Below are 20099 nucleotides of genomic sequence, written 5' to 3'. Positions count from 1 at the left end.
TTTATTTTACCTTCTAATCGGCAGCTGTGGTCCATATATTAAAATGTAAGCGAATTCATTGGGAGACAGAGGAGTGTGACGACGTCATGATCATTCAAGTGAGTCCGCAGGCAAAAGAACGACTTGCCCGGCAGCTGGGCGACCAGCCCGGCTTTTTCAAATTATTTTATGATACAGATGGCTGCGACAGTGACGGAATTGCGGTGCTTTTGATTTTAAACGAGCGGGACAGTGATGACGAGTCTATCGATGCGGCTTCGCTTCCGTTTGTGATTAATAAACAGCAGAAAATCTACTTTGAATCCTGTTTACGTCTGCATTCCACCAACCGCCTCCATTTATTCCAACTGAACAGTAACTCAAAGAGTTACGGTAACAATATAAAGGTTGTTGATCTGAGAGATTCGGCAATGAAATCGGAGTCTAGTGAATGGTTTGTAGGATAATTGCTTTGCCATGTACAGACCTTTAAACCTCCCATATTCGCATTTGTGTGTGAAGGGAGGTTTTTAGCATTTTAATAAGTGAACAAATGAATAATCCTCAGTTTTTCAACGTTAACACCATTCATATCCATATTGAAATGCTTGCTTTGGCTGCGATCGTTTATAAAATTTTAATTATTGGGCGAGCAAATACTGCTTTAGCTGTTTTTTATCTACTTTGTGCACCGAAGTTCTGGGCAGGTTGTTCAGAATATGCAGATGTGTTGGACATTTGTAAAGAGCCAGGTGCAATTCGCAGAACGCTCTTAACTGCTTCAGATCCAAGCTTGTCCCCTCCTGTAACACCACAAAAGCAACCACTCTTTCTCCTTCGTCTGAAAGCTGCTCACCAACTACCGCTGCTTCCATAATTACCTCATGTCTCATGATTACCTGCTCTACTTCAGCACAGAATACATTGGAGCCATTCACAATGACCATATCTTTCAACCGATCCAGCACATAAAGATAACCCTCATCATCGAGACAACCCACATCCCCTGTTCGAACCCAGCCATCCGTCATGACCTCCCTGGTGAGCTCCGGCTGCCGCCAATACCCTGTCATCGTTTGTGCTCCTCTGACTACAATCTCGCCAGATTCACCAGTTACTGCATCTCTTCCATCTGTATGTACAATTCGAACTTCAAAAGCTTGTTCTCCCTGTGCAGCCAAGTCTTGGGGGCGTCCTACAGAGTGAAGCCGATGTGTATCCTCCGCATGTCCTGCAGGAAAAAGACGACTAATAGACATGCCGCATTCTGCCTGGGAGTAATTATTGACAATAACTGCTGCCGGGAATTGCTTCACTGCATCCTGCAAGGTGTCAGGAGCGATAATCGAACCTCCACAGCCAATCACTTTTAAACTTCTCAGGCCTTCACCTGTCCTGGATACCTCATGAGTAAGATCACGAAGCAACTGCCCTACCGTGCTAAGATGTGTAATCTGGTTCTGTTCTACCGCATGAATAATACGCTGCACATCCCCTGGATATTCGTCCATAAACACGAGACATCCCCCAGCCGCCATCGTTGCCCATATCTGAAATTGACCAACCAGATGGGACAAATTGAGCACAAGCACCCGCCGTCCGATATCATACCCAAAACCCGAGGATGGTGTAAGTTGGTTCCAGGCCGCCATTCCACGATGCGAATGCATAACTCCTTTGGGCCTGCCCGTTGTACCCCCTGTGTAGATCAATACAGCTGTATCGGCTGCATCACGTTTGGAGTTTTCATTACGTCGACAGTCGAATTGTTGTTCCATAAGCTTGGGCAGCGACATTTCCGATCCGGAAATCACGGGTTCCTCACATGTGGCAAACCATTTTGGACCAGAACCAAGAAGTTCCATCAGAGCTGCAGCTTTTTCAATATGATGCTCATCATGAATAATGATAGTCGGTTCTGCATCTTGCAGTATTACTGCCAGTTCAGAAACAGTCAGCAATGGAGAAGGAACAAGTGGTATCGCTCCAATGGCAACAGCTGCAAATAATGCAACCACCAGTTCGGGATTCGGGTCACCCAACAGAGCAAACCGGTCGCCTGTACGAAGTCCCTGTGCATAGAATGCATCACTCATCTTCTCAACAAGACTATTGAGCTCTCCATAACTTACTCCATGACCTCGGTGCAATAACGCAGTTGCCTCAGGATATAAACTCGCAGCTAATGGCAAACGTTCAGATAGAAGCATGTATTTCCCCCTTAACATCCAAACCATTATATTCCGACAAGAAAAATATGGAATGAGAAAAGGATAACATATTTCTTACAAATCATCTATACATTCCCTCTAACATGATCTATAACAAAAACTTTCTCTCATTAGGTAACGTTATTAAATATAGATTCATATTGCACTGATTTTATTTTCTCGGGGAAAAGGGGAACGGCAATACAGAGCGCGGCATTTATCATTACGATATGAGAACAAGCGGGATCGAAACTGTTTTTCTGCAAAAAGAAGGCTTTATCAAAAACTTCGTGCTCATAACGGAGCTTATCAAACAATAAGACTTGATACCTAAGCATGGTTAATTCCTCTTATGGTATAGAAAATGAAAAACTCTTCACGCATTATACTGGATGAGAGGTTGATCTCTTGAGTCTCTTCCCAACTTTTATTCGAAACAGTTGACATACATCCATGTATAGAAATACAATAATGTAAAATATTACATTTCATATCTCGATTTACTTACACAGTTCACTTATAAATATAATATTAGGTCATTTCTTATAAACTTTATTCAGTAACCTTATGATCCTCCAGTTAAAATTAATACATATTTAAATAGAATTTAAAGGAGAATTCAAAATGTCAACTACCGTGCTCCCTATTGGAAAACCAATTATAGCACCATGGTCATACAATGGACATATTTTTTCAATTCTTTCTGCAGGAAAGCAGGATTACCTTCCCTGGTTGAATTCCAATTTTTTAACTCTAGAGCTGACACAAGGAATGACCAGAGATGATAAAGTTATTCTATTTAAATATATTTCTTGCCCGTTTATCTCTGATCAGAAAATAAATAGAAAATCAATAAAACATTGGCACAGTGATACTGTTAAATTCTTTAAAGAATGTATAAATTTAAATTATTATATCTATTTATTTGTTGATCAATTTTATGTTTCCTGTTACCACAACTATAAAAAAGAACATATTCCCCATGACCCTATGATATTTGGTTATGATGATTCGAAGAGAGTTTTTTTTATGGCTGACTTTATGGTAGCAAAAGATAATTTTACTCGATATCAAACAACTGAGGTACCTTATGATGAGATAGAACAGGCTTATCTAAACCTGCCAAGTGAATGGGACCACAATAATGGAATTACACTCTTTCAATATTGCGATGATGTGGAAGAAGCATTTAATAAAGAGCTTGTAAAAGTTGAACTTAATGATTATCTTAATTCCCGTTTCTCATTTGAATTTTATCATTCAATAATGCATTCAACGTATGGTAAATCCGTTAATAATAAGTATGGATTAGACATATATAATTCAATAATAAGTAGTATAAATTCATTATAAAAGGTAGAGAAACTAGACTTCAGATGGTTCCATGTTATTGATATTCACAAATCATTAATGGTTGATAAAATTAAATTTATGATAGATAACAGTTATATTTCCGATAAACATTATCAAGACTTTAAGGAAATAAGGCAAAGCTCTCAAACTATTAGGAATCTTATATTGAAAAATCAATTTGAAAAAGTTGATTCATTACCATTAAAAATAATCCCTTTATTAAAGGATCTTCGTGAAAAAGAAAACACATCTATGAAAGAAGTACTAATTGAGTTAGAAGGTTAATCAGGAAAATTAAATTGTTATACTGTTTCCCCCCCCCTAAAAACTAAGCCTAGCCTTGCTATAAACGGTTGTTAATAATAAAAAATAAAAGGCCGGAAGCCCAGCAAAATAAATCTGGGGTAGCTGGCCTTTTTCGAATATTTTGAACCATTTCTCTCTCTCAAGATCGAGAATTTTTTCCCTTTCTTTACAACCTTCTTTGTTCCTAAACGTTATCTTGCTGCTTCTTCAGCCAGCTGTTTGGTCAGAGCATCAATGGTATGCACCAGTTCGGCCAGATGCTCCGTCATTGCAGATTGCTCCTCCATCGTAGCGGTGACTTCTTCAATGGATGCGGATACTTCCTCGCCTGAAGCCGACAAGCTCTGTGCAGTACCGAGCACATCATCTTTGTCCCGTTTAATGGACTCGATCTTGGCCGCAATAGCCTGTACCTGGTTCATCATCTGCTGCATACTACGAGTAACAAATTGTAAGGTTTCCTTCGTTTGTACGACACTGCTTTTATGCTGGTCCGAATCGCTTCGATAGCCTGAACACTCTGATTATTTTGCTCCACATGTCCGATGGTCTGCATTACGATCCGGTTAATGTCTTCGGATTGGGCCGAAAAAGGATGTATTCGCTGTTGAAACAAGTACACCTTCCACTTCTTTGTTCCCGTAATATATTAGAGACGCAGACTGCTGCTTCAGACTAAGCGAGGTAAACAGTCCTTCACTGATTCGATCCGAATTGGCATGAATCTCATCCTTGCTTTTATCCTGGGTAATGCCTTCCGCCACCTTATAACACAGCACCGCCGTTACGGTCAGTATGATACACACAAGAAGACTGATCATTAAGGGTAATTTAATCCGAAAAGACATATTCGCCAGACGCTGCCCTACTTTTGCAAAAAACATAAATACTTCCACCATCCAACCCATTTCATATAAACCAATATAATATTCGAAATTTTAATATCGGTTTATATGAAATTTCACGACAGTGGATGAAGCATTTTAATAAAAAATATTTCGTTTATGTGGATTCGTGGAAGTCAAAGCCATTTCAGATAATTAGCAAAAGTGGACTTTCGGCGTGTCTCCTATCCCACCAATATACACTGCATTCTGGCACCTCCACTATGGCGGATCAACCTTTGCTCTGAAAAACTCATTAAATAATAAAATTCGAAGCTATCACATGAGCAAGAGAATTGACAATTGTTTAGATGTTGCAAAGTTTAGTGAATGCCTTTAAAAAGACAAAAGACGTGCAGGTCGATTGTTGCAACAATCAGAGATTCCAGTACACTCCTACAGATTTGCTTTCTTTAGAGTTTCAAAAGCCCTTGGACGCCTACAATATAGAATCTTGAACAAAAATGAATTTATTGTTATTTTTCACTTTTTCTTGGATTATATTTGTGAATTATTATCTTCAAGATCCATAATCAACTCCTGAACAGCCTTCTTTTCCTTAGTTTCAATCTGACTTATTAAATCAACAATATGTTCAGTATTCTTTTTACTCTCTGAGTACATATATTTTAAGGCTATATTTCTTAGAATTAGACATTGTTTTTTTATATCTGTGTATGTTTCATAATGTAAATTATATTGCGTAATATGATTTAGACTATTTAGATATTCCAGACTTCTTAGCATCATTTCTTTATGATCGTACAGCAGATGTAAGGATCTAATAAGACTGAAAACGTACTCTTTATTCTCTATAATATGTTTAATAAGAAACGGATAAACTCCGATTCCCCAACTATCTGTATCACTACCCGGTTCTTCAATCAACTTATAGTCAACAGAGGACTTTGTCTCATATAAATACTCTTTTAATTGTTTGATTAGATAGTTCAGATCAAGTCTAAATTCTTTTTTATAATCATTAAGCTTCAAAATTTGTACACCTTTAAACCACTCTCCCTCGGAATAAGGACTCAAAAAAGCTTTGTTCACGCTTTCAAAATCAGTTTCTGAGAAGGAGTATGTCGATTTAAAAAAATCAGCTATATAAAAAACGCTTTTTTGTTGATTATATCCATATATGAGCATATCATGTGGTTCATGCCACTTACCATATTGTCGATAGGATGATATATAGTATCGATCAATACTCAAATACAAATAATTCCCCTCATCTATTGCATCAATTATAAATTGTGTTATATCATCGCACCACTTAGCCAAAACCCTTTTCTCGTAATGGTGCATCGTAAACAATCTATAATATTCCCGAAAAACAGGCGTGTAAAATTGTATGTACACTTCTGGACTTTCCCATGCTACTAGTTGGATATGATTGTGAATCAACCACGGGTAATATATCTCTTCGTAATTGCTAAGAATAGCATTTGTGTTAGCAAACGCTGGAAGAGAAGTAATACATGGATACTTTATGGGTAGTACTTTTTTAATTGGCAACTGTGATCTTCCCTTCTATAACTTTAACTATAATGATCTGTTTTTTTACATACTATCCTTTGTGTTTAAAATGTATAATCTCTTCTTTCCCTTGTTGAAATATATGGGTATGAAGACTTTTATTCTATACAAATTTGAGCATAGGACTGTTTTATTCATTGCTAGTAGGCACCTTCACCTCACATTACAATTCATTTTACATGAAATTTCAGAAAATGCTAAAATCACCCACAAGGTATATCAAAACTCTTCCATTTATGTTAAATTAACACGTAACACAAATAAAAAGCTCATTATTTCCACCTAAATTTAGTATAATAGCTTAAGGAGACAAACTAATGAAAACGCTACCTCTTTGTAAGCCTCTAATTTCAAATTATCCTCAACATGCTTTCTATTTATCAATTATTTCAGACAATAAGGCTTGTCAGCCATGGATTTATTCAAATTATACAAATATGTTTTTATCAGAGCTAAAAAATAATGAAATATTCCTTGATTTTTTTGTTCAGACACCTGAGCATCACTTTAATCCGTGGTTTAAAGACTCACAAAGATTACATCGTGACCTTATACTGAGGTCCATTCCCAATCTAATCTCGTTCATTAAAGATCAAATCAACTCAAATTATTACATTTTGACACACGTTGATGAGTACTTCATTCCGAATACGAGTTCATATCAAAACGCTAGGTTCGCTCACGCAGTAATGCTATATGGATATGATGACTCAACTCAAGAGTTTCAAATGTCAGGTTTTCTCTATAATGGTAAATATTCTCAAACCACTATTCCATACGATGAATTTAAGAAAGCGTTTGAGGAATGCGATATCTATGATGATTATCTTAACTTCACTCATTTGCTGAAAATCAATCCAGAATACCACAATGGAAAAATTTACGAATTTTCCCTTTCGTATTTTGCAGAATGTATGGAGAACTATTATACATCATTTAATGAAATGGAGAATTTTCAAAGTTTTTACACGCCAAAGCTTTACTCTGATCGAACATTCGGTCTGGATATCTATAAAAAACTAACAGCTTTTCTAGAATTGAAGCTTTCCAAAAAACTGAATATTGAAACACGGTTTCTGTATACGCTTAAAGAACATAAGAAATTTATGAATCTAAAAATTAATTATATTGAACAAGAAGGACATTATCGTTTCCCTGATGTTTTTAAAGATAACTATCTTCAGGTCGAAAAAGAAACAACCATTATGCTTAATCAATTCTTGAAACACCTAATAACTCAAAAAGAGATTAATATTAATAAATTGATTGATAAACTACACTTTCTATACCAATTGGAAAAAGAAGCACTAGAAACATTACTCGCTGATTTCACCAAACAGGGCATAATCAGAAGTAGGTCTTCCATAAGCCATAGCTGACTAACCTAATCATGCTCATCCATTTACATTTTCCCAAAATGATATCCAGATTCGAATTTGGATATCATTTTGGGATTTTTTTGAAACTTGGGACTGTACACACCTATACAAAATAACTATTTCAACTCTGCAATTCGCTGGCTAATACGAGGAAACAAGCCAAAGGCATTCTCGTAAAACACCTTCTCATGATGCTGCTCCGGCACAAGTCTGCGGACGAATTCAGCATACAGGTCGATCGGTGCCAGCGGCCAATCGGTGCCAAACAGCATCTTCTCGTAATGATCCGAATAAACCAAAGCCCGGCGGAAATGATCCATAAACAGCGGCTCGTTCATAAAGCGTTCGAAGTGAGGCCGATCCCCTACCACAAGGCCGGACAGATCAGCGTACACGTTCGGATTTTTCGCCACGACCTCGGCTGCATCCATTACCCAGGGATCACCCAGGTGACAGACCATAAAATTGACGCCGCGCTGCTGCAAGGCAAGCTCGTCCACCGTCAGGGGGTGCGAATATTTGAGCAGGCCGTTCATCGAGTAGGTGTCTCCCGTATGGATGACCACAGGCAGGTTGTATTTTGCCGCCAGCTCATAGACCGGGGTATAGATTTTGTCATATACATAGTGATGATAGTAACCAGCATACAGCTTGATTCCGGCAACCTCGGGCGATTGAAGTCTGGCTTCAATCCGGTCCAGCTCTTCCTGAGCCTGTTTGCCATCCAGCCGGTTGGGATTGATGCCTACACATTCCATCAGGTAGGATGGAACATGCTCTTCCAGGTCCAGCCCCATCGGGTTAGGCGAGCTGGAATCGGGGAAGGCCCCCTTCGTCTGCTCGCTCACGCCCATGCCAATGCCAAGAATAACGTCATTGCAGTCAAATTCCGCCTTGAGACCAGCCGCACTGTAATCTACCTTGGACAGGTCAATGGCAGTACGGTGAAAGCTGTCGATGTCAGATAAATGAATGTGAATATCAATGATGGGCATCGTTAGTCTCCTCTTCGCTTGTGGTTGTTACAAAATGCAGCTTCAACAGATCGTGCACATCTGCCGTACAGAGCTTGATTGGCCCCATGACAAGATAGGTCGGCTCTGTCCAGACTGTCTCTCCGTCTTTAATCGTAAGCTCATGCGTGACGTTATGCCCTGTTACTACATTGTTGGCAAACGCCCAGGCACTCGGATTGGGGTGACGATTCACTGCATGCAGCATATTCGTACGTGATACCGATCCCGTTCGGAATATATGGTGTAACGGCAGGCCAATATCCACCGTGCCCAGCGGAAAGCGATCCTGGCCCGGCTTCTCGATCCAGCCTTCTGTATACATCTCGGATGGCTTGAAAAACTGTGCTTCAGTAAGAGCATAATTCGCCCGTGTCAGCCCGCTCTGATTGGTCACAGAAAGCAAGGTGCAGAGCACAGGCACGCCAGGCAGCATCAGATAATGCTGGTGTACCGTCATTCCACGATTCGCTTCATGCTTGTCGATGCGAGTCGTGATCTGCATGCCTTTCCACACATTGCCGAATTGATCCTTCTGCTCCGACCACGAAATGTTCGTTTCCTCCAATTGACGACTGAATCCGTTCATGCCGCGAATATCGACAGTCATTCCCCCATACCACGGGTTCCACCAGGAACGAGGAGCAGGCTCTGGATATGAGCTGTCCAGCCATTCCTCTCCCTGCACCTTCAGCGAGTGCACAACACCACAGAAGGCTGGATCAGCCGTGATGGATATCACGCCATTGTTGACGGTATACAATGTTCCGGACGCAGCTGAACCATTTTCAACCGTTTGCTGCACCTCGGACCTTGTTTGCGGGAACCACAGAGCGCTTCGCTCCTGAATCCGGTCTTCTCCCCTATAAACACCGCGCACTTTCCAGCTGCTAATGTGCTCTTGCGGGTGGGCACGTTCAGGAGAGTCAGAACGGTGCTGATCAACCCAACCTGTTGCCGTTCTGTTGTCCTTGGGTGAAAACTCTAGCTTAGCCGAGCTCAACTGTGCTTCCGTGTCCAACTCCATTGTATGAGCCTTTATCTCCGGCTCGTCGCCCTGCTGCACGTACAAATCCCATGTGCCAGCAAGCGAAACCTGCTTTCGTTCGATTAATTCCGCCTGAAGCACATCCGGTGCAAAGGGATTACCATCATTCAACGTCATATCCAGATGACTGTGCAGCACAGGGATCACCGTACTTGGCTGTTTACGGGCAAATGCACGGAAATCCGACCATTTCGCAAACGTGTTCAGCGCAAAGACCGTCTCCTTCGTAGCAGCCGAAGCACCTGCCTCCAGACGTCCAAGCTCATGCTGCAATCCTAGCGTATACTCCGGCTTCAACAGCTTAAGTGAAGGGTCCCAATAGATGCCGCACGCCCCATACTCTTCCTTGCAGAATAGCCAATTCTCTGTAATCTGTGTACTATCCCAGTGGTTTGGATCACCTGCATAATCATCGCCCATATCCACAAAACGCCCCTGATAAGGCAGAATAAGCCGATTACCGAAGAAGCCAAAGTTATTCATGAGGAAAAGCTCCTCTTCCCATGCCGTATCACGAGTATTCACAACCTCACAGGAAAAGGTGGCAATGCCATTAGCGGACAGCTTACCAATGGCTTTCAGCAGCAATCCCGGGAAGCTTTCCAATTCATAGACGGCTTCAAGAACCTGATGATTCCCCTCGGCCACAATCTGTACTTGGTTCGCTTCTTTTCTGGACAGCTCCTCCGAGTACGGTTTTCCCAGCTTCGGATACGTCCACCAGAAGGAATGATGTGACCCCGGATATTCAATCCACATCACGTTATCATGTTTGTTCATATGGAGGGAGTATGCGCCGTTCACCGCGATCCACTGACCATTCGCCTCCCCGCCGTACCTGCCCTCCATTCCCTTCATTAGCACAGACAGTTTTCTTGTAAAAGAAATCTCCGATCCTCCCGCTGGCACAGCGGTGATCTCCACATCCTGTGCATAAATGCCGTAGGTATGCAGTGTAAACGGAACGGGTACAGCACATTTCCCCTTGGCAGGCACCACGAAACGCAGCTTAGGCTCCGTCCAATCCAGAAAATCTCCTGCGGGCAGCTCCAAGGTAAACTGCGTTTCGGCATCCACATTGTTTTCAACGTTCAGCACCAGCTCTGCCGGGATACCCGGATACAGTTCCTTCACGGGTAGAACAGGGGTGATTTGCGCCGGAAACTTGGGATTAATGCCAAGCCGGAACTGAGCCTGTTTACCGTTAATAAGCCAGATGCTGCTAATGGCGGGATGTGTCTTGTTTTTGTTCTGTTCCTCTGTCACCGGATCGAGCTGGAACTCGCCCTCCACCGTGATCGTTTCGCCTGGCTGCACCGTTTGCACAGCATGCAGGGCAAAACGGATATTTTTGTCATCCTGTCCCTTGATCTCGATGTTGAGATCAAGGGCAGATTTATTTTGGATATGATAACGCACGGCATAACTCGAACCAAACACCAGATGATGCTCGTCAACCTCGGTGTGAATGCGGTAATCCGGCGTTTCGAGAGCGGCCAGGCCGCGGCCTGTTTTTTCAAAAGATGCCCGAAGGGCGATGTCTCCTTTTTCCCACGTATAATCAAAGAAATCAAACCCGCGCTCCTCGCGTCCGTCCGGCTCGATCACCAGTTCACGTGTGCTGTCGGCATACCAATCTACAGTTTCAAAATAAGGAGCAAGCGCCTCCATCTGCAATACAGTCGGGATAAAGTTCATCAGGTGTACGCTATCGTCCTTTTTCTCCCAAAAGAATCCGCATTTCTTGTACATCGGCACCGCCTTCGTGTTGCCTCCCCAAGTGAACAGATCCAGGCGCGGCCACCCGGCCTCCACCGTTTTCTCCACAGCCTTCAGGATCAGATTGCGGCCAATCTTGTACCCGTGGTAGTCGGGGCGTACGTTAAGCAGCGGTACATATAGTGCATTCTCGTCAAAACGATAATGAGCAAAGCTGCAAAAACCGACGACCTCTTCATGATGAATCGCCAGAAATTCATGCAGATTGGAGGAGTTCTCCATCTCCTGACGTATGGCTTCCTCTGTCCTCTGCCTTGTACCGCCTCCCCAGCTCTCATTGCTTCGGTTCCACATATCAGCCAGGCTGGCGGCGTAAGAATGGTCGTATTCAACAATATGAATCTGATCGATGATCGTTTGTACGCTCATGTTCTGCTCTCCTTCTCTATATGTATAGGATGGTCTTCGTGAACACTAACTGGCCTTCGTCTGATCGCTGCAGAACGAATCCAGGCCAAATCTATCTATGTTGAGCTGAAATTTTACACAACCCACTCCGAAGACAGAATAACCTTCCAATCGCTGTTATCCCCAGATTTTTTTGAGTTCCCTTTTCTAAAGGGAAAATCCGGTGATAAAGGCGACCGCTCTGCTTCTCCAGGTTTTTTCTGTCTTCTCCGTTAGAGTGTAAATAAATTGTTCAACTTATCTAGCGATAGTCTTATCATACTATATTTGGAAGCATTTTCAGAGTGTTCTATTTCTGCAGATTCATATTGGCTCAAGAACGATTACATATAGAAAAGAAACCTTAGACCATGTTCGTCCGTATCTATGTTGGGACTATGCAAAGCTTATGTATAGGCTAACATATCAAGTGTCTGATAGGAAAAATCAGCTGTTCCTGCGAGTTTTGACAAGCGCTGTTCGCCCTTGTTACTCTGGAGAGAGATGTGTTTATTTATATCAAAAATAGATAGATTTGTGGAGGGAAAGCATGACGGAGTGGATCACACAATTTATACTTTTCTTTAAAGATCTGTCGTATGGCGGGCTTGTTATTGCATTATCATTTGAATTCGTACCTGCTGAACTGGTGCTGCCCATGGCGGGATATTGGGTGTATCTCGGGGATATGAAGCTGTGGCTGGCGATTCTGGCTGGTACGGTTGGAGGTACGCTCGGCCCATTGACGCTGTATGCACTCGGGCGTTACGGCGGCAGACCCATGGTCGAGAAGTACGGCAAATATTTTCTGATCCGCCCCCACCATGTCGAAGCATCCGATACATTTTTTGAAAAATACGGCAGCGGGGTCGCTTTCTACGGACGTTTCGTGCCCGGCATTCGCACCGTCATCTCCATCCCTTGCGGGATGGCAAAGATGAACGTGTTCAAATTCAGTATCTTTACCTTCTTAGCGATGCTGCCCATTACGTCTATATACGTCTATCTTGGATACAAACTGGGCGCACAATGGGAGGAAGTCGGTGAGGTCGTTAAACCATACGTCATCCCGGCAGGCGTGATCTTCATGATTGGATTTGGCATGTACATGCTGTTGAAACGTTGGAAAAAAAGACCGGCTTAGGCAAGTGAATGGCTTGTTGAAGTAAGGGAAGTGACAGATGTAAGTCCAGACGATGTAGAATTGTCTGGACTTTGTTCGTTTATGATGGGCATTTAAGCCAGGATATCCACCTTTACATAACATCTATAATTCTTACCCTAAATTTAGAACGCTTACATTTGAATTATTGACTCATTTTAAATAATATGCAATATTCTTCTTGTAACATGTAAAATAATATCATTAATGGAATCTGCATTCAGCCAAATATCAGAGTGATTTCTAGTTATAAAACAAATTATTGATGAAACTTGATTCTAATTAATAATTGTAATTAACATGTAAGTTTGCTCTGTTATACTTGAATGCAGCAAATTTCCAGGAAGGAGTGTGCCATTAGGAAAGTTTGACTACATATATTTTAGACTCATATTAAGAGAATCTCTGCATCCCCACGCTATGCCCGACTTTACGTATTCATCTAATTCATACCAATGGGAGGATTAAAATTATTATGAGAAAAAGAATTACAAGCATTCTACTAAGTATAATTCTTACAGTTTCCTTTTCCTCTATCTCTTTTGCTACAGAGGATACCTCTATTACCGATGATCAAAATAACGCACAAGTAAATGAAACAAAACAAAGAATAATGGAAATAATGCAACAGTTAAATGAACACCGCGCCACTAAACTTTTACAGGAGACCGACGCCCAACAAACTGGAACTGTGCAAGATAGTTTAAACTTAATTGGTTCTCTAGATCCAATGGAGCTAAAGCTTGAAAAGGAACTTAGAAGCCTGGGAGTGAATATCCTAACCAATGAAGAAGTTAACCAACGCTTCAACGATCCAGATTCGGTTTCACCCCAAGTGTCTGTTCCGCCTACTACAAGTGCTATCAAGTGGTATGAAATCAATTATTCAATTACCCGAAATGGAACGACTTATAATCTTCAAGATCTTTATGCGCAAGGTCTTAATGGTAACTCCAACCTCGCTGTAGGAGCAAATGGAAGCACACTGTACACAAATAAACAAATTCTAGTAAAGAACCTAACTAATATTGCTTCTATGTATGCTCAGAAAGCAGTTGGTGCTATCCCTATCGTTCAGTGGCTACCATATGAACTTCTGTTTAGTAGTAATGACAATGTTACAAATAATAGCTATGTTGTCACTCACAGAAGCTTGTCTACTGTATGTTTTACTTATGTTAAAAAATCAGGTCAAAGTGATTCATATCAAACGTTAGGATGGATCAGTAACATGTTCACTGTTGCATCCAGTCACACGCTTGCTGGTTATAACAACGGTACTCCTTATTCAAAAACAACTGACAAAACTAATACAACTTATGCAGACAGTTATGCAAGTGGATCAAAAGCTGTAGACTACTTCACTGGTGTAAGCTCACAAACACGGTCTTTTGTTTCTTCATACACCTTCTATAATCATGATAAATCCGCGAAATTAACATACTACGTTGTAAACCCAAGCTTTCCCGCTCAAATACAATAATGACTTCAGGGAAGAGGGCATTCCCTCTTCCTTTTTTTGTGTGTTAAAATAAAAAGTGTCATATCTTTTTCCTTTGTTTTAATCCGAAACGACGAGAGGAGTTTGCAAATGATTATAACTATTGCCGTTATTTTTGGTTTACTTGGTTTAATGATGCTGATCGCACCATCTATTTTGTGGATGATAACGGAGAAATGGAAATCCTCGGATACATCCGAGCCATCGTCTCTATACAAACTTTCTGTTCGCGTTGGTGGAATAGCTTGTCTCGGAATCGCAATATACGCAACTTACGGATTATTTTTATAAATTACAAAGAAACTTTATTTAGAACAAATGCACTGGTGATTCATCTGACATAACCCAAAAATTTGAATCACCAGCAAGAATAAATATTTAAAGAATTCTAAATCAGTTCTTGCTTTCTTTTCAAATACACATATAACACCATGCCAGATGCCGCACAAATCACCGCACATAACCCAATGAAGCCGTACCCCGCTTGAAGTCCGCGTAGCAAGCCGAGCTGCGTGGTGGCACCGTACATGTTTTTAACGCCTTCAATCACCCAGCCAATCACATAGTTCCCGATCACACTGCCAACCCCCATGAGCGTCACCGTAAACGTAATCGCCGTGTCACTGCCGTTTGGATATCTGCGCGCGATAAAGGCCATCACCGTTGGGTAGATCATCGCAATACCTGCGCCCGATATTGCAAAGAAGATCGCCAGACTTTCCCCACCTGCAAGCGCCACAAACGTACATACCGCTGAGAAACCAGAGAACAAGATCAGTGACAGTACGAACCCGATTCGATCCGTCAGTGGACCAAGCAGCAAACGTCCCAGCGAGAACGTAAGGAAGAATGCTGACAATAGACCAGAAGCTTTAACCGTGTCCCATGTGTATGCTTTCTCCAGGAAGTTAACGAGCCAACCCCCAACCGCCAGTTCGGATACTACGCCAAAAGAAAGAATAAGCACCATCAGCCACAGGGCCGGATCACGTGTTAACGTCTTGAGTGAGGTTCGATCTTCATGTGCAAGATCATCCCCGGGGAACGTACTGCGCAGTGCCGCAATGATCGGCAACAGGCAGAGCGACAACATGACCAGATACATACCGCGCCAGTCCAACTGATACCCAAACACCGTAAGAGACATGACCCCTGTCGCCAGCAATGGCGCCACCGTTGAACTCAGCCCATAGAAGAAATGGGACAGGTTCATCATCGTGCCTGTATTTTTCACAAAAATCCGTGCCCCGAGAATCGCCAGCGCAATCTCCAGCATCCCGTTGCCGATGTACATGAAGAAGTACGATGACGCAAAGAGCGGATACGTATGCGATACATAGATGAACACGCCCGACAGAATCATCGAGGCAAATGAAATAATGCTGACCGCCTTGATGCCCCATTTGCGAACCAGTATAGCCGTAAACGAGCAGGCGATCAGATATCCCAGAGCGTTCAGGGACAACAAGGTCCCGAGCTGTTTCTCATCCAGATTGAAGTCAAATTGAATGCGTGGAATGGCCGGGCCTTTAATATTTTCCGAGATGCCAAATACGATAAATCCAAGAAAGATCGTTGCCAGCTGCATGGCGTACAGCTTGTTAAATTTTCGTTTGTTGTCTTGTGTACTTGCTTGCTGATTCAAAATAAGTTCCTCCATTGTGTCCATATAAGTTGAAACAAGGGTCATTAACCTGACCACTCCGATGACAGAAGAACCTTCCAATCGCTGTTATCCCCAGATTTTTTTTGAAATCCCTTTTCTAAAGGGAAAATCCGGTGATAAAGGCGACCGCTCTTGCTTCTCCAGGTTTTTTCTGCCCTCTCCGTTACTTGTTTAATGAAATCATTCATTTTATATAAAAGAGTTATTACAATTCATTGATCTGAAGAGAGATCATCCTTCTGATCAACGTTCCGATCCTTTACCACTGCTTCTCAACTACCTGTATACGGTAGGTCAGGCTTTCAAGTGTTACGGCTATCAGCCCGGTAACATATTCGCGCCGGGTGTTGCGGCGAATCGTGAGTTCAGGCATATGCTCTTGTGGAATGTGGTGATCTCGGCAGCCTTGGATCAGGCCATCCCGCATCGCGGGGTCCATCGTGTCGCCCGTCACCACAATGGCTGCCGGGTTAATAATTGCAATGATGGAGACCAGCGTCTGTACGACGAGTTCCTGCAATCCGTCTGTCGTTTGCAGCATGCGCAGCTGCTCTTCCCGTGACACGCCAAACGGCAAAAAGGATACCTCGCCCCCAAATTGCGTATTCCCGGTGAGTGGCCGACCATCGATAATAAAACCTGCCCCCGGAAAATGATTTTCAGGGAACGTTACCACCGCAAAATTTTTCTCTTCCTCAAATTGCTGTTCGTTGTACAATCCGTACACCGTCAGATTCATATCGTTGCCAATGACCACCTCGATGTCTTCATATTGCTCTTTAAGTCTTAACCCCAGCGGCTGATTAGCCAACTCAGGTACGTCACAGATACCGATCACACCATTGTGGGCCACCCCCGGTATCCCGATTCCGATGGCCTGCACATTGTGATGCTGCTCGATCAGTTCAGCAATGAGTTCCTCCACCACCGTGACATTAATTTCATCCAAAAGAAGAGTCTGTTCGTCTGCCATCTCTCCGTTCAGGTTGGCATATGTATGTGTGATCGAGTGAATGCCGCCTTCCGTACGAATAATCAGACACAGCACACTCGCGTAGTCCGCATTAAACTGATATCGACTCGCCGGTCTGCCCCCGCTCGACTCATCCGGGCCGAGATCAATGATCTCCCCCGTTTGGAGTAATTCATTTAGAATTGTTCCGCATGTCGCCACACTGAGTTTGGTCAGGTTTGCAATGGAAGCCTTCGTGCCTATACCCATCGACCGAAGTGTATTTTTTACAATTTCAACGTTAATGCGTTTGACCTGTTGGGTGTTGTGGGATGTGGGTAACATCGTTTGTTGTGTGCCTCCTTTCGTTTGTATGTATATGGGTGATCACGTATTCGAGAAAATATTGGAGGGGAGTTTTTAAAAGTGTTTTAATAATTGAAGTTTAGGGGGATTGGTGTGGAAAGTCAATGCTTATTAGGAACAAGATTGAGCTAACAAAGAAAGAAGAAATAGCTTGTACGTTTCATTATATTTCACATAATTGTTACGAAATGATAAAATTTAGCTTAAGTGTCAAGGAGGTGGATTTATATGAGTTGGTTCTATTGGCCGGAATTTATCATTTTAACTATATGTCTTATCGTAGTCTTATTCGGAATCTACTATGTATTTCGTAAGGTGTCGAGGCTCTCAAAAAGAATTTCTGACTTAGAAAATAAAATGAATACAATAAAGAAACATGATTAGTTAATACTCAGGTTTGCGATGGAATTCTCCATGCCTACGTCCATTGAGATGCTTATATGGGGGAATGATTTGGGAGCGGTTATAAAGATTAAAAGGACAGTCAAGATCATTTCTAGAATGATCCTGTACTGTCCTTTTCGTTCATTCATACAGTTATGTAGACTGGCTCATGTGATGGGCCAAGATGCTTTTCTCCAGCCTGACTTCAAATAACTTGCGGTTCAAATCCTGTTCCATCGCGTGAAGGTGATACGCGGCTTGTTTTACTGTATCCATGTGCAGCGCCCCTGCCCGCTTTGCGATAATGTCCATGGCATCCAGGATAAGTTTGTTACACGTGACCAGTTGATCGACGTAGTCATCTTCTTGCTTTACGAGTTGTGCGTACTGCGAAGCCAGATCTTCGTCGTGGGCACTTGTCATGTCACCACTCCTAAAATTGGTACGCATAAGAGTACCAGATATACAAAAAGTATATGGTACGCTCATGCGTAACGTCAAGACCATATGGAAATTTTAGGAGTGATTTATGATGGCGAAGAAGGTAGTGATCAATATTCACAAACTCACAGAGAAACATAACATCTCACTGCGAGAACTAGCACGTTTGGCCGATATCCGCCATGCCGCACTAAGTGAGTTGCAGTCTGGGAAACGTGAGAATATCAACTTTGCTCATATTGAGCGGATTGCAGAAGCATTGGATATTGATGATATTAGGGAGATTATTGAGATTCGAGATGTATAAATCTAATTAACTGTATACATTCCTATCCGAAATCAATCGTCCTCAGTATAAACCATTGTTTCAATATTTCTTCCAGTACTAAAATTTTCTTTAAGAATTTTTTTAATTTGTGAGTAGGAAAGATTCTTCATATAGATTGCAATGTAAAGGTCCTCTAACCATGAATAGATTATTTTATTTGACCATTCTCTTGCTATTAGTAATATAGATACAATTCCACCTGTTAGATACAAAGAAAATAAAACGGTCTTTTTATATTCAAAGAAAAAGTCACTTAACATAAAACACAATAAATAATAGATCAACACTGATGTTGGAAGTAAATTATAATACACAATAGCAAAAGAGTATTTCTTATTACTCTCCTCTGCTTCATTTGGAACAGGTATCTTGTAATTAGTATAGTTATTAAAAAGTGGAATTAGACAATTTATTAAGGTCATAAAAGCTAATTTGATTACTAGTATATTGGGTAGCGCCAAAAACCAAAGTTTATGACTAAAAAAGAACATAATTACGCTACTAGATATAAGTAGTAAGATCCATAAAATATTAAAAATGAAGGTTGTAATATAAATTGGTTTCATATATTGTCGTTCAAGTTTATTAAGCTCACCATAAATATTCTTTTCAACCAAATTCCTTCTAAAAATCCGATTTATCAAATCAAATCCTAGTACAACAATATTTAAAAAAACTGTACATGAGATTAGTAACACATAATATTGGTCAAATGTTGGTTTAGAGGTGGGAATGGTATTAATAAACCAAATTAAAGAACCAGTAAGAAAAAATACAAGCGTACTCATTTTAAAAGTTGAATTATTCATTTTACTTAAATATGCATTTTTACATTCTTTCACGAAATTTATCAATTCATCTTTTTCTTCTCTCAAAAATACCCCACCTTTATATATACTTGCGGTTAGAGTAACATCATCACTTCGTCGTATTCTGGAGATCCACTTACTAATTGGTTGGTTAGCTTCTTTCTATCTATTGAGATCAATTTGCCATCCTTAATATCAAATGCATCTTTATAATTTTTAAGCAGAATTGAAGAAACATGACGAGAAAACCCCATATTTTGCAAATAGATTGCAACCGTATCTCTAGTCCCATATTCAAGGAAAACATTCCAATTTGTACCTGATTTAGTTTCACCAAGCACTGCTACCAAAAGAGCATGATAGTTATTGAAGTATTTCTCCAACTTATATCTCACAACATTTTCAATATCCGATATCAGGTTATTAATTATTTTATTAATATGTCGCTTACTTTTATTGTATGGCTCAAATACTGGAGTATTGTTCTCATAAAACATTAAATTTCTATTATTCGTTTCCACGCGTGTTGAATATCTAATTTATGTAAATTTATTTTGCTGAAACACCGAACTTAAAAAATGTTCATGTTGCATCACCAGTCGCCATTCGGCGG

19 protein-coding genes are annotated in these 20099 nt (G+C 41.3%); 8 read left to right on the top strand and 11 right to left on the bottom strand.

What is annotated here, in order from left to right:
* Positions 1-86 precede the first annotated feature (86 nt).
* Positions 87-446 (top strand): iron-sulfur cluster biosynthesis family protein, encoded by a 360-nt coding sequence (locus HNR77_RS26545; protein ID WP_184190697.1) that lies wholly within the window; start codon positions 87-89, stop codon positions 444-446.
* Positions 447-620: 174 nt separating this feature from the next.
* Here the strand turns inward: HNR77_RS26545 and HNR77_RS26540 are convergent, their stop codons facing one another.
* Complete coding sequence (locus HNR77_RS26540) at positions 621-2189, bottom strand: class I adenylate-forming enzyme family protein (RefSeq protein ID WP_184190695.1); 1569 nt, start codon at positions 2187-2189, stop codon at positions 621-623.
* Positions 2190-2813: 624 nt separating this feature from the next.
* Here HNR77_RS26540 and HNR77_RS26535 point away from each other — a divergent pair.
* Together HNR77_RS26535 and HNR77_RS26530 are read left to right on the top strand one after the other, a co-directional pair.
* Positions 2814-3542 (top strand): hypothetical protein, encoded by a 729-nt coding sequence (locus HNR77_RS26535; protein ID WP_184190693.1) that lies wholly within the window; start codon positions 2814-2816, stop codon positions 3540-3542.
* Between the two features lie 57 nt (positions 3543-3599).
* Positions 3600-3827 carry a hypothetical protein gene (locus tag HNR77_RS26530; RefSeq protein WP_184190691.1) on the top strand — a complete coding sequence of 76 codons (228 nt, stop codon included), beginning with the start codon at positions 3600-3602 and terminating at the stop codon, positions 3825-3827.
* 212 nt (positions 3828-4039) lie between these two features.
* Here HNR77_RS26530 and HNR77_RS26525 read toward each other — a convergent pair whose 3' ends face one another.
* The 3 genes from HNR77_RS26525 to HNR77_RS26515 all read right to left on the bottom strand — a co-directional run bounded on the left by HNR77_RS26525 (position 4040) and on the right by HNR77_RS26515 (position 6250).
* Positions 4040-4282 carry a hypothetical protein gene (locus HNR77_RS26525; RefSeq protein ID WP_221444013.1) on the bottom strand — a complete coding sequence of 81 codons (243 nt, stop codon included), beginning with the start codon at positions 4280-4282 and terminating at the stop codon, positions 4040-4042.
* 132 nt (positions 4283-4414) lie between these two features.
* On the bottom strand, positions 4415-4732 hold the full coding sequence (locus tag HNR77_RS26520; RefSeq protein ID WP_184190687.1) for a hypothetical protein: 318 nt from the start codon (positions 4730-4732) through the stop codon (positions 4415-4417).
* A 498-nt stretch (positions 4733-5230) separates the two neighbouring features.
* Positions 5231-6250 carry a BtrH N-terminal domain-containing protein gene (locus HNR77_RS26515; protein ID WP_184190685.1) on the bottom strand — a complete coding sequence of 340 codons (1020 nt, stop codon included), beginning with the start codon at positions 6248-6250 and terminating at the stop codon, positions 5231-5233.
* Between the two features lie 338 nt (positions 6251-6588).
* Here HNR77_RS26515 and HNR77_RS26510 point away from each other — a divergent pair, with 338 nt between their 5' ends.
* Positions 6589-7650: a hypothetical protein gene (locus tag HNR77_RS26510; RefSeq protein WP_184190683.1), complete on the top strand. Its 1062-nt coding sequence runs from the start codon at positions 6589-6591 to the stop codon at positions 7648-7650.
* A 116-nt stretch (positions 7651-7766) separates the two neighbouring features.
* Here HNR77_RS26510 and HNR77_RS26505 read toward each other — a convergent pair whose 3' ends face one another.
* Positions 7767-8645: an amidohydrolase family protein gene (locus HNR77_RS26505; protein ID WP_184190681.1), complete on the bottom strand. Its 879-nt coding sequence runs from the start codon at positions 8643-8645 to the stop codon at positions 7767-7769.
* Positions 8632-11859, bottom strand: coding sequence for a GNAT family N-acetyltransferase (locus HNR77_RS26500; RefSeq protein ID WP_184190679.1), 3228 nt, complete (start codon positions 11857-11859; stop codon positions 8632-8634). Before HNR77_RS26500 ends, HNR77_RS26505 begins: the two co-directional genes overlap by 14 nt.
* Before the next feature lie 568 nt (positions 11860-12427).
* On the opposite strand from HNR77_RS26500, the gene HNR77_RS26495 reads away from it, so the two are divergent.
* From HNR77_RS26495 to HNR77_RS26485, 3 genes are all read left to right on the top strand, one after another.
* A complete protein-coding gene (locus HNR77_RS26495; RefSeq protein WP_184190678.1) occupies positions 12428-13021 on the top strand; it encodes a DedA family protein in 594 nt (197 codons plus the stop codon).
* A 493-nt stretch (positions 13022-13514) separates the two neighbouring features.
* Complete coding sequence (locus HNR77_RS26490; protein WP_184190676.1) at positions 13515-14522, top strand: hypothetical protein; 1008 nt, start codon at positions 13515-13517, stop codon at positions 14520-14522.
* Positions 14523-14630: 108 nt separating this feature from the next.
* Positions 14631-14831, top strand: coding sequence for a DUF6199 family natural product biosynthesis protein (locus HNR77_RS26485; RefSeq protein ID WP_221444012.1), 201 nt, complete (start codon positions 14631-14633; stop codon positions 14829-14831).
* A gap of 97 nt (positions 14832-14928) precedes the next feature.
* Here the strand turns inward: HNR77_RS26485 and HNR77_RS26480 are convergent, their stop codons facing one another.
* The 3 genes from HNR77_RS26480 to HNR77_RS26470 all read right to left on the bottom strand — a co-directional run bounded on the left by HNR77_RS26480 (position 14929) and on the right by HNR77_RS26470 (position 18331).
* Positions 14929-16128 carry an MFS transporter gene (locus HNR77_RS26480; RefSeq protein WP_184190734.1) on the bottom strand — a complete coding sequence of 400 codons (1200 nt, stop codon included), beginning with the start codon at positions 16126-16128 and terminating at the stop codon, positions 14929-14931.
* Between the two features lie 337 nt (positions 16129-16465).
* Positions 16466-17503 (bottom strand): ROK family protein, encoded by a 1038-nt coding sequence (locus tag HNR77_RS26475; RefSeq protein WP_184190674.1) that lies wholly within the window; start codon positions 17501-17503, stop codon positions 16466-16468.
* A 558-nt stretch (positions 17504-18061) separates the two neighbouring features.
* Complete coding sequence (locus HNR77_RS26470; protein WP_184190672.1) at positions 18062-18331, bottom strand: hypothetical protein; 270 nt, start codon at positions 18329-18331, stop codon at positions 18062-18064.
* A 109-nt stretch (positions 18332-18440) separates the two neighbouring features.
* On the opposite strand from HNR77_RS26470, the gene HNR77_RS26465 reads away from it, so the two are divergent.
* Positions 18441-18656: a helix-turn-helix domain-containing protein gene (locus HNR77_RS26465; RefSeq protein WP_184190670.1), complete on the top strand. Its 216-nt coding sequence runs from the start codon at positions 18441-18443 to the stop codon at positions 18654-18656.
* Between the two features lie 32 nt (positions 18657-18688).
* On the opposite strand, the gene HNR77_RS26460 is transcribed toward HNR77_RS26465, so the two are convergent.
* The gene (locus HNR77_RS26460) at positions 18689-19552 is read right to left on the bottom strand and encodes a hypothetical protein (RefSeq protein WP_184190668.1); all 864 of its coding nucleotides are present in this window, start codon (positions 19550-19552) and stop codon (positions 18689-18691) included.
* Positions 19553-19581: 29 nt separating this feature from the next.
* On the bottom strand, positions 19582-20007 hold the full coding sequence (locus HNR77_RS26455) for a hypothetical protein (protein ID WP_184190666.1): 426 nt from the start codon (positions 20005-20007) through the stop codon (positions 19582-19584).
* Positions 20008-20099 lie beyond the last annotated feature (92 nt).

The organism is Paenibacillus sp. JGP012 (assembly GCF_014203995.1).
Classification (GTDB): Bacteria; Bacillota; Bacilli; order Paenibacillales; family Paenibacillaceae; genus Paenibacillus; species Paenibacillus silvae.
This window is presented reverse-complemented; position numbering and strand designations above follow the sequence as displayed.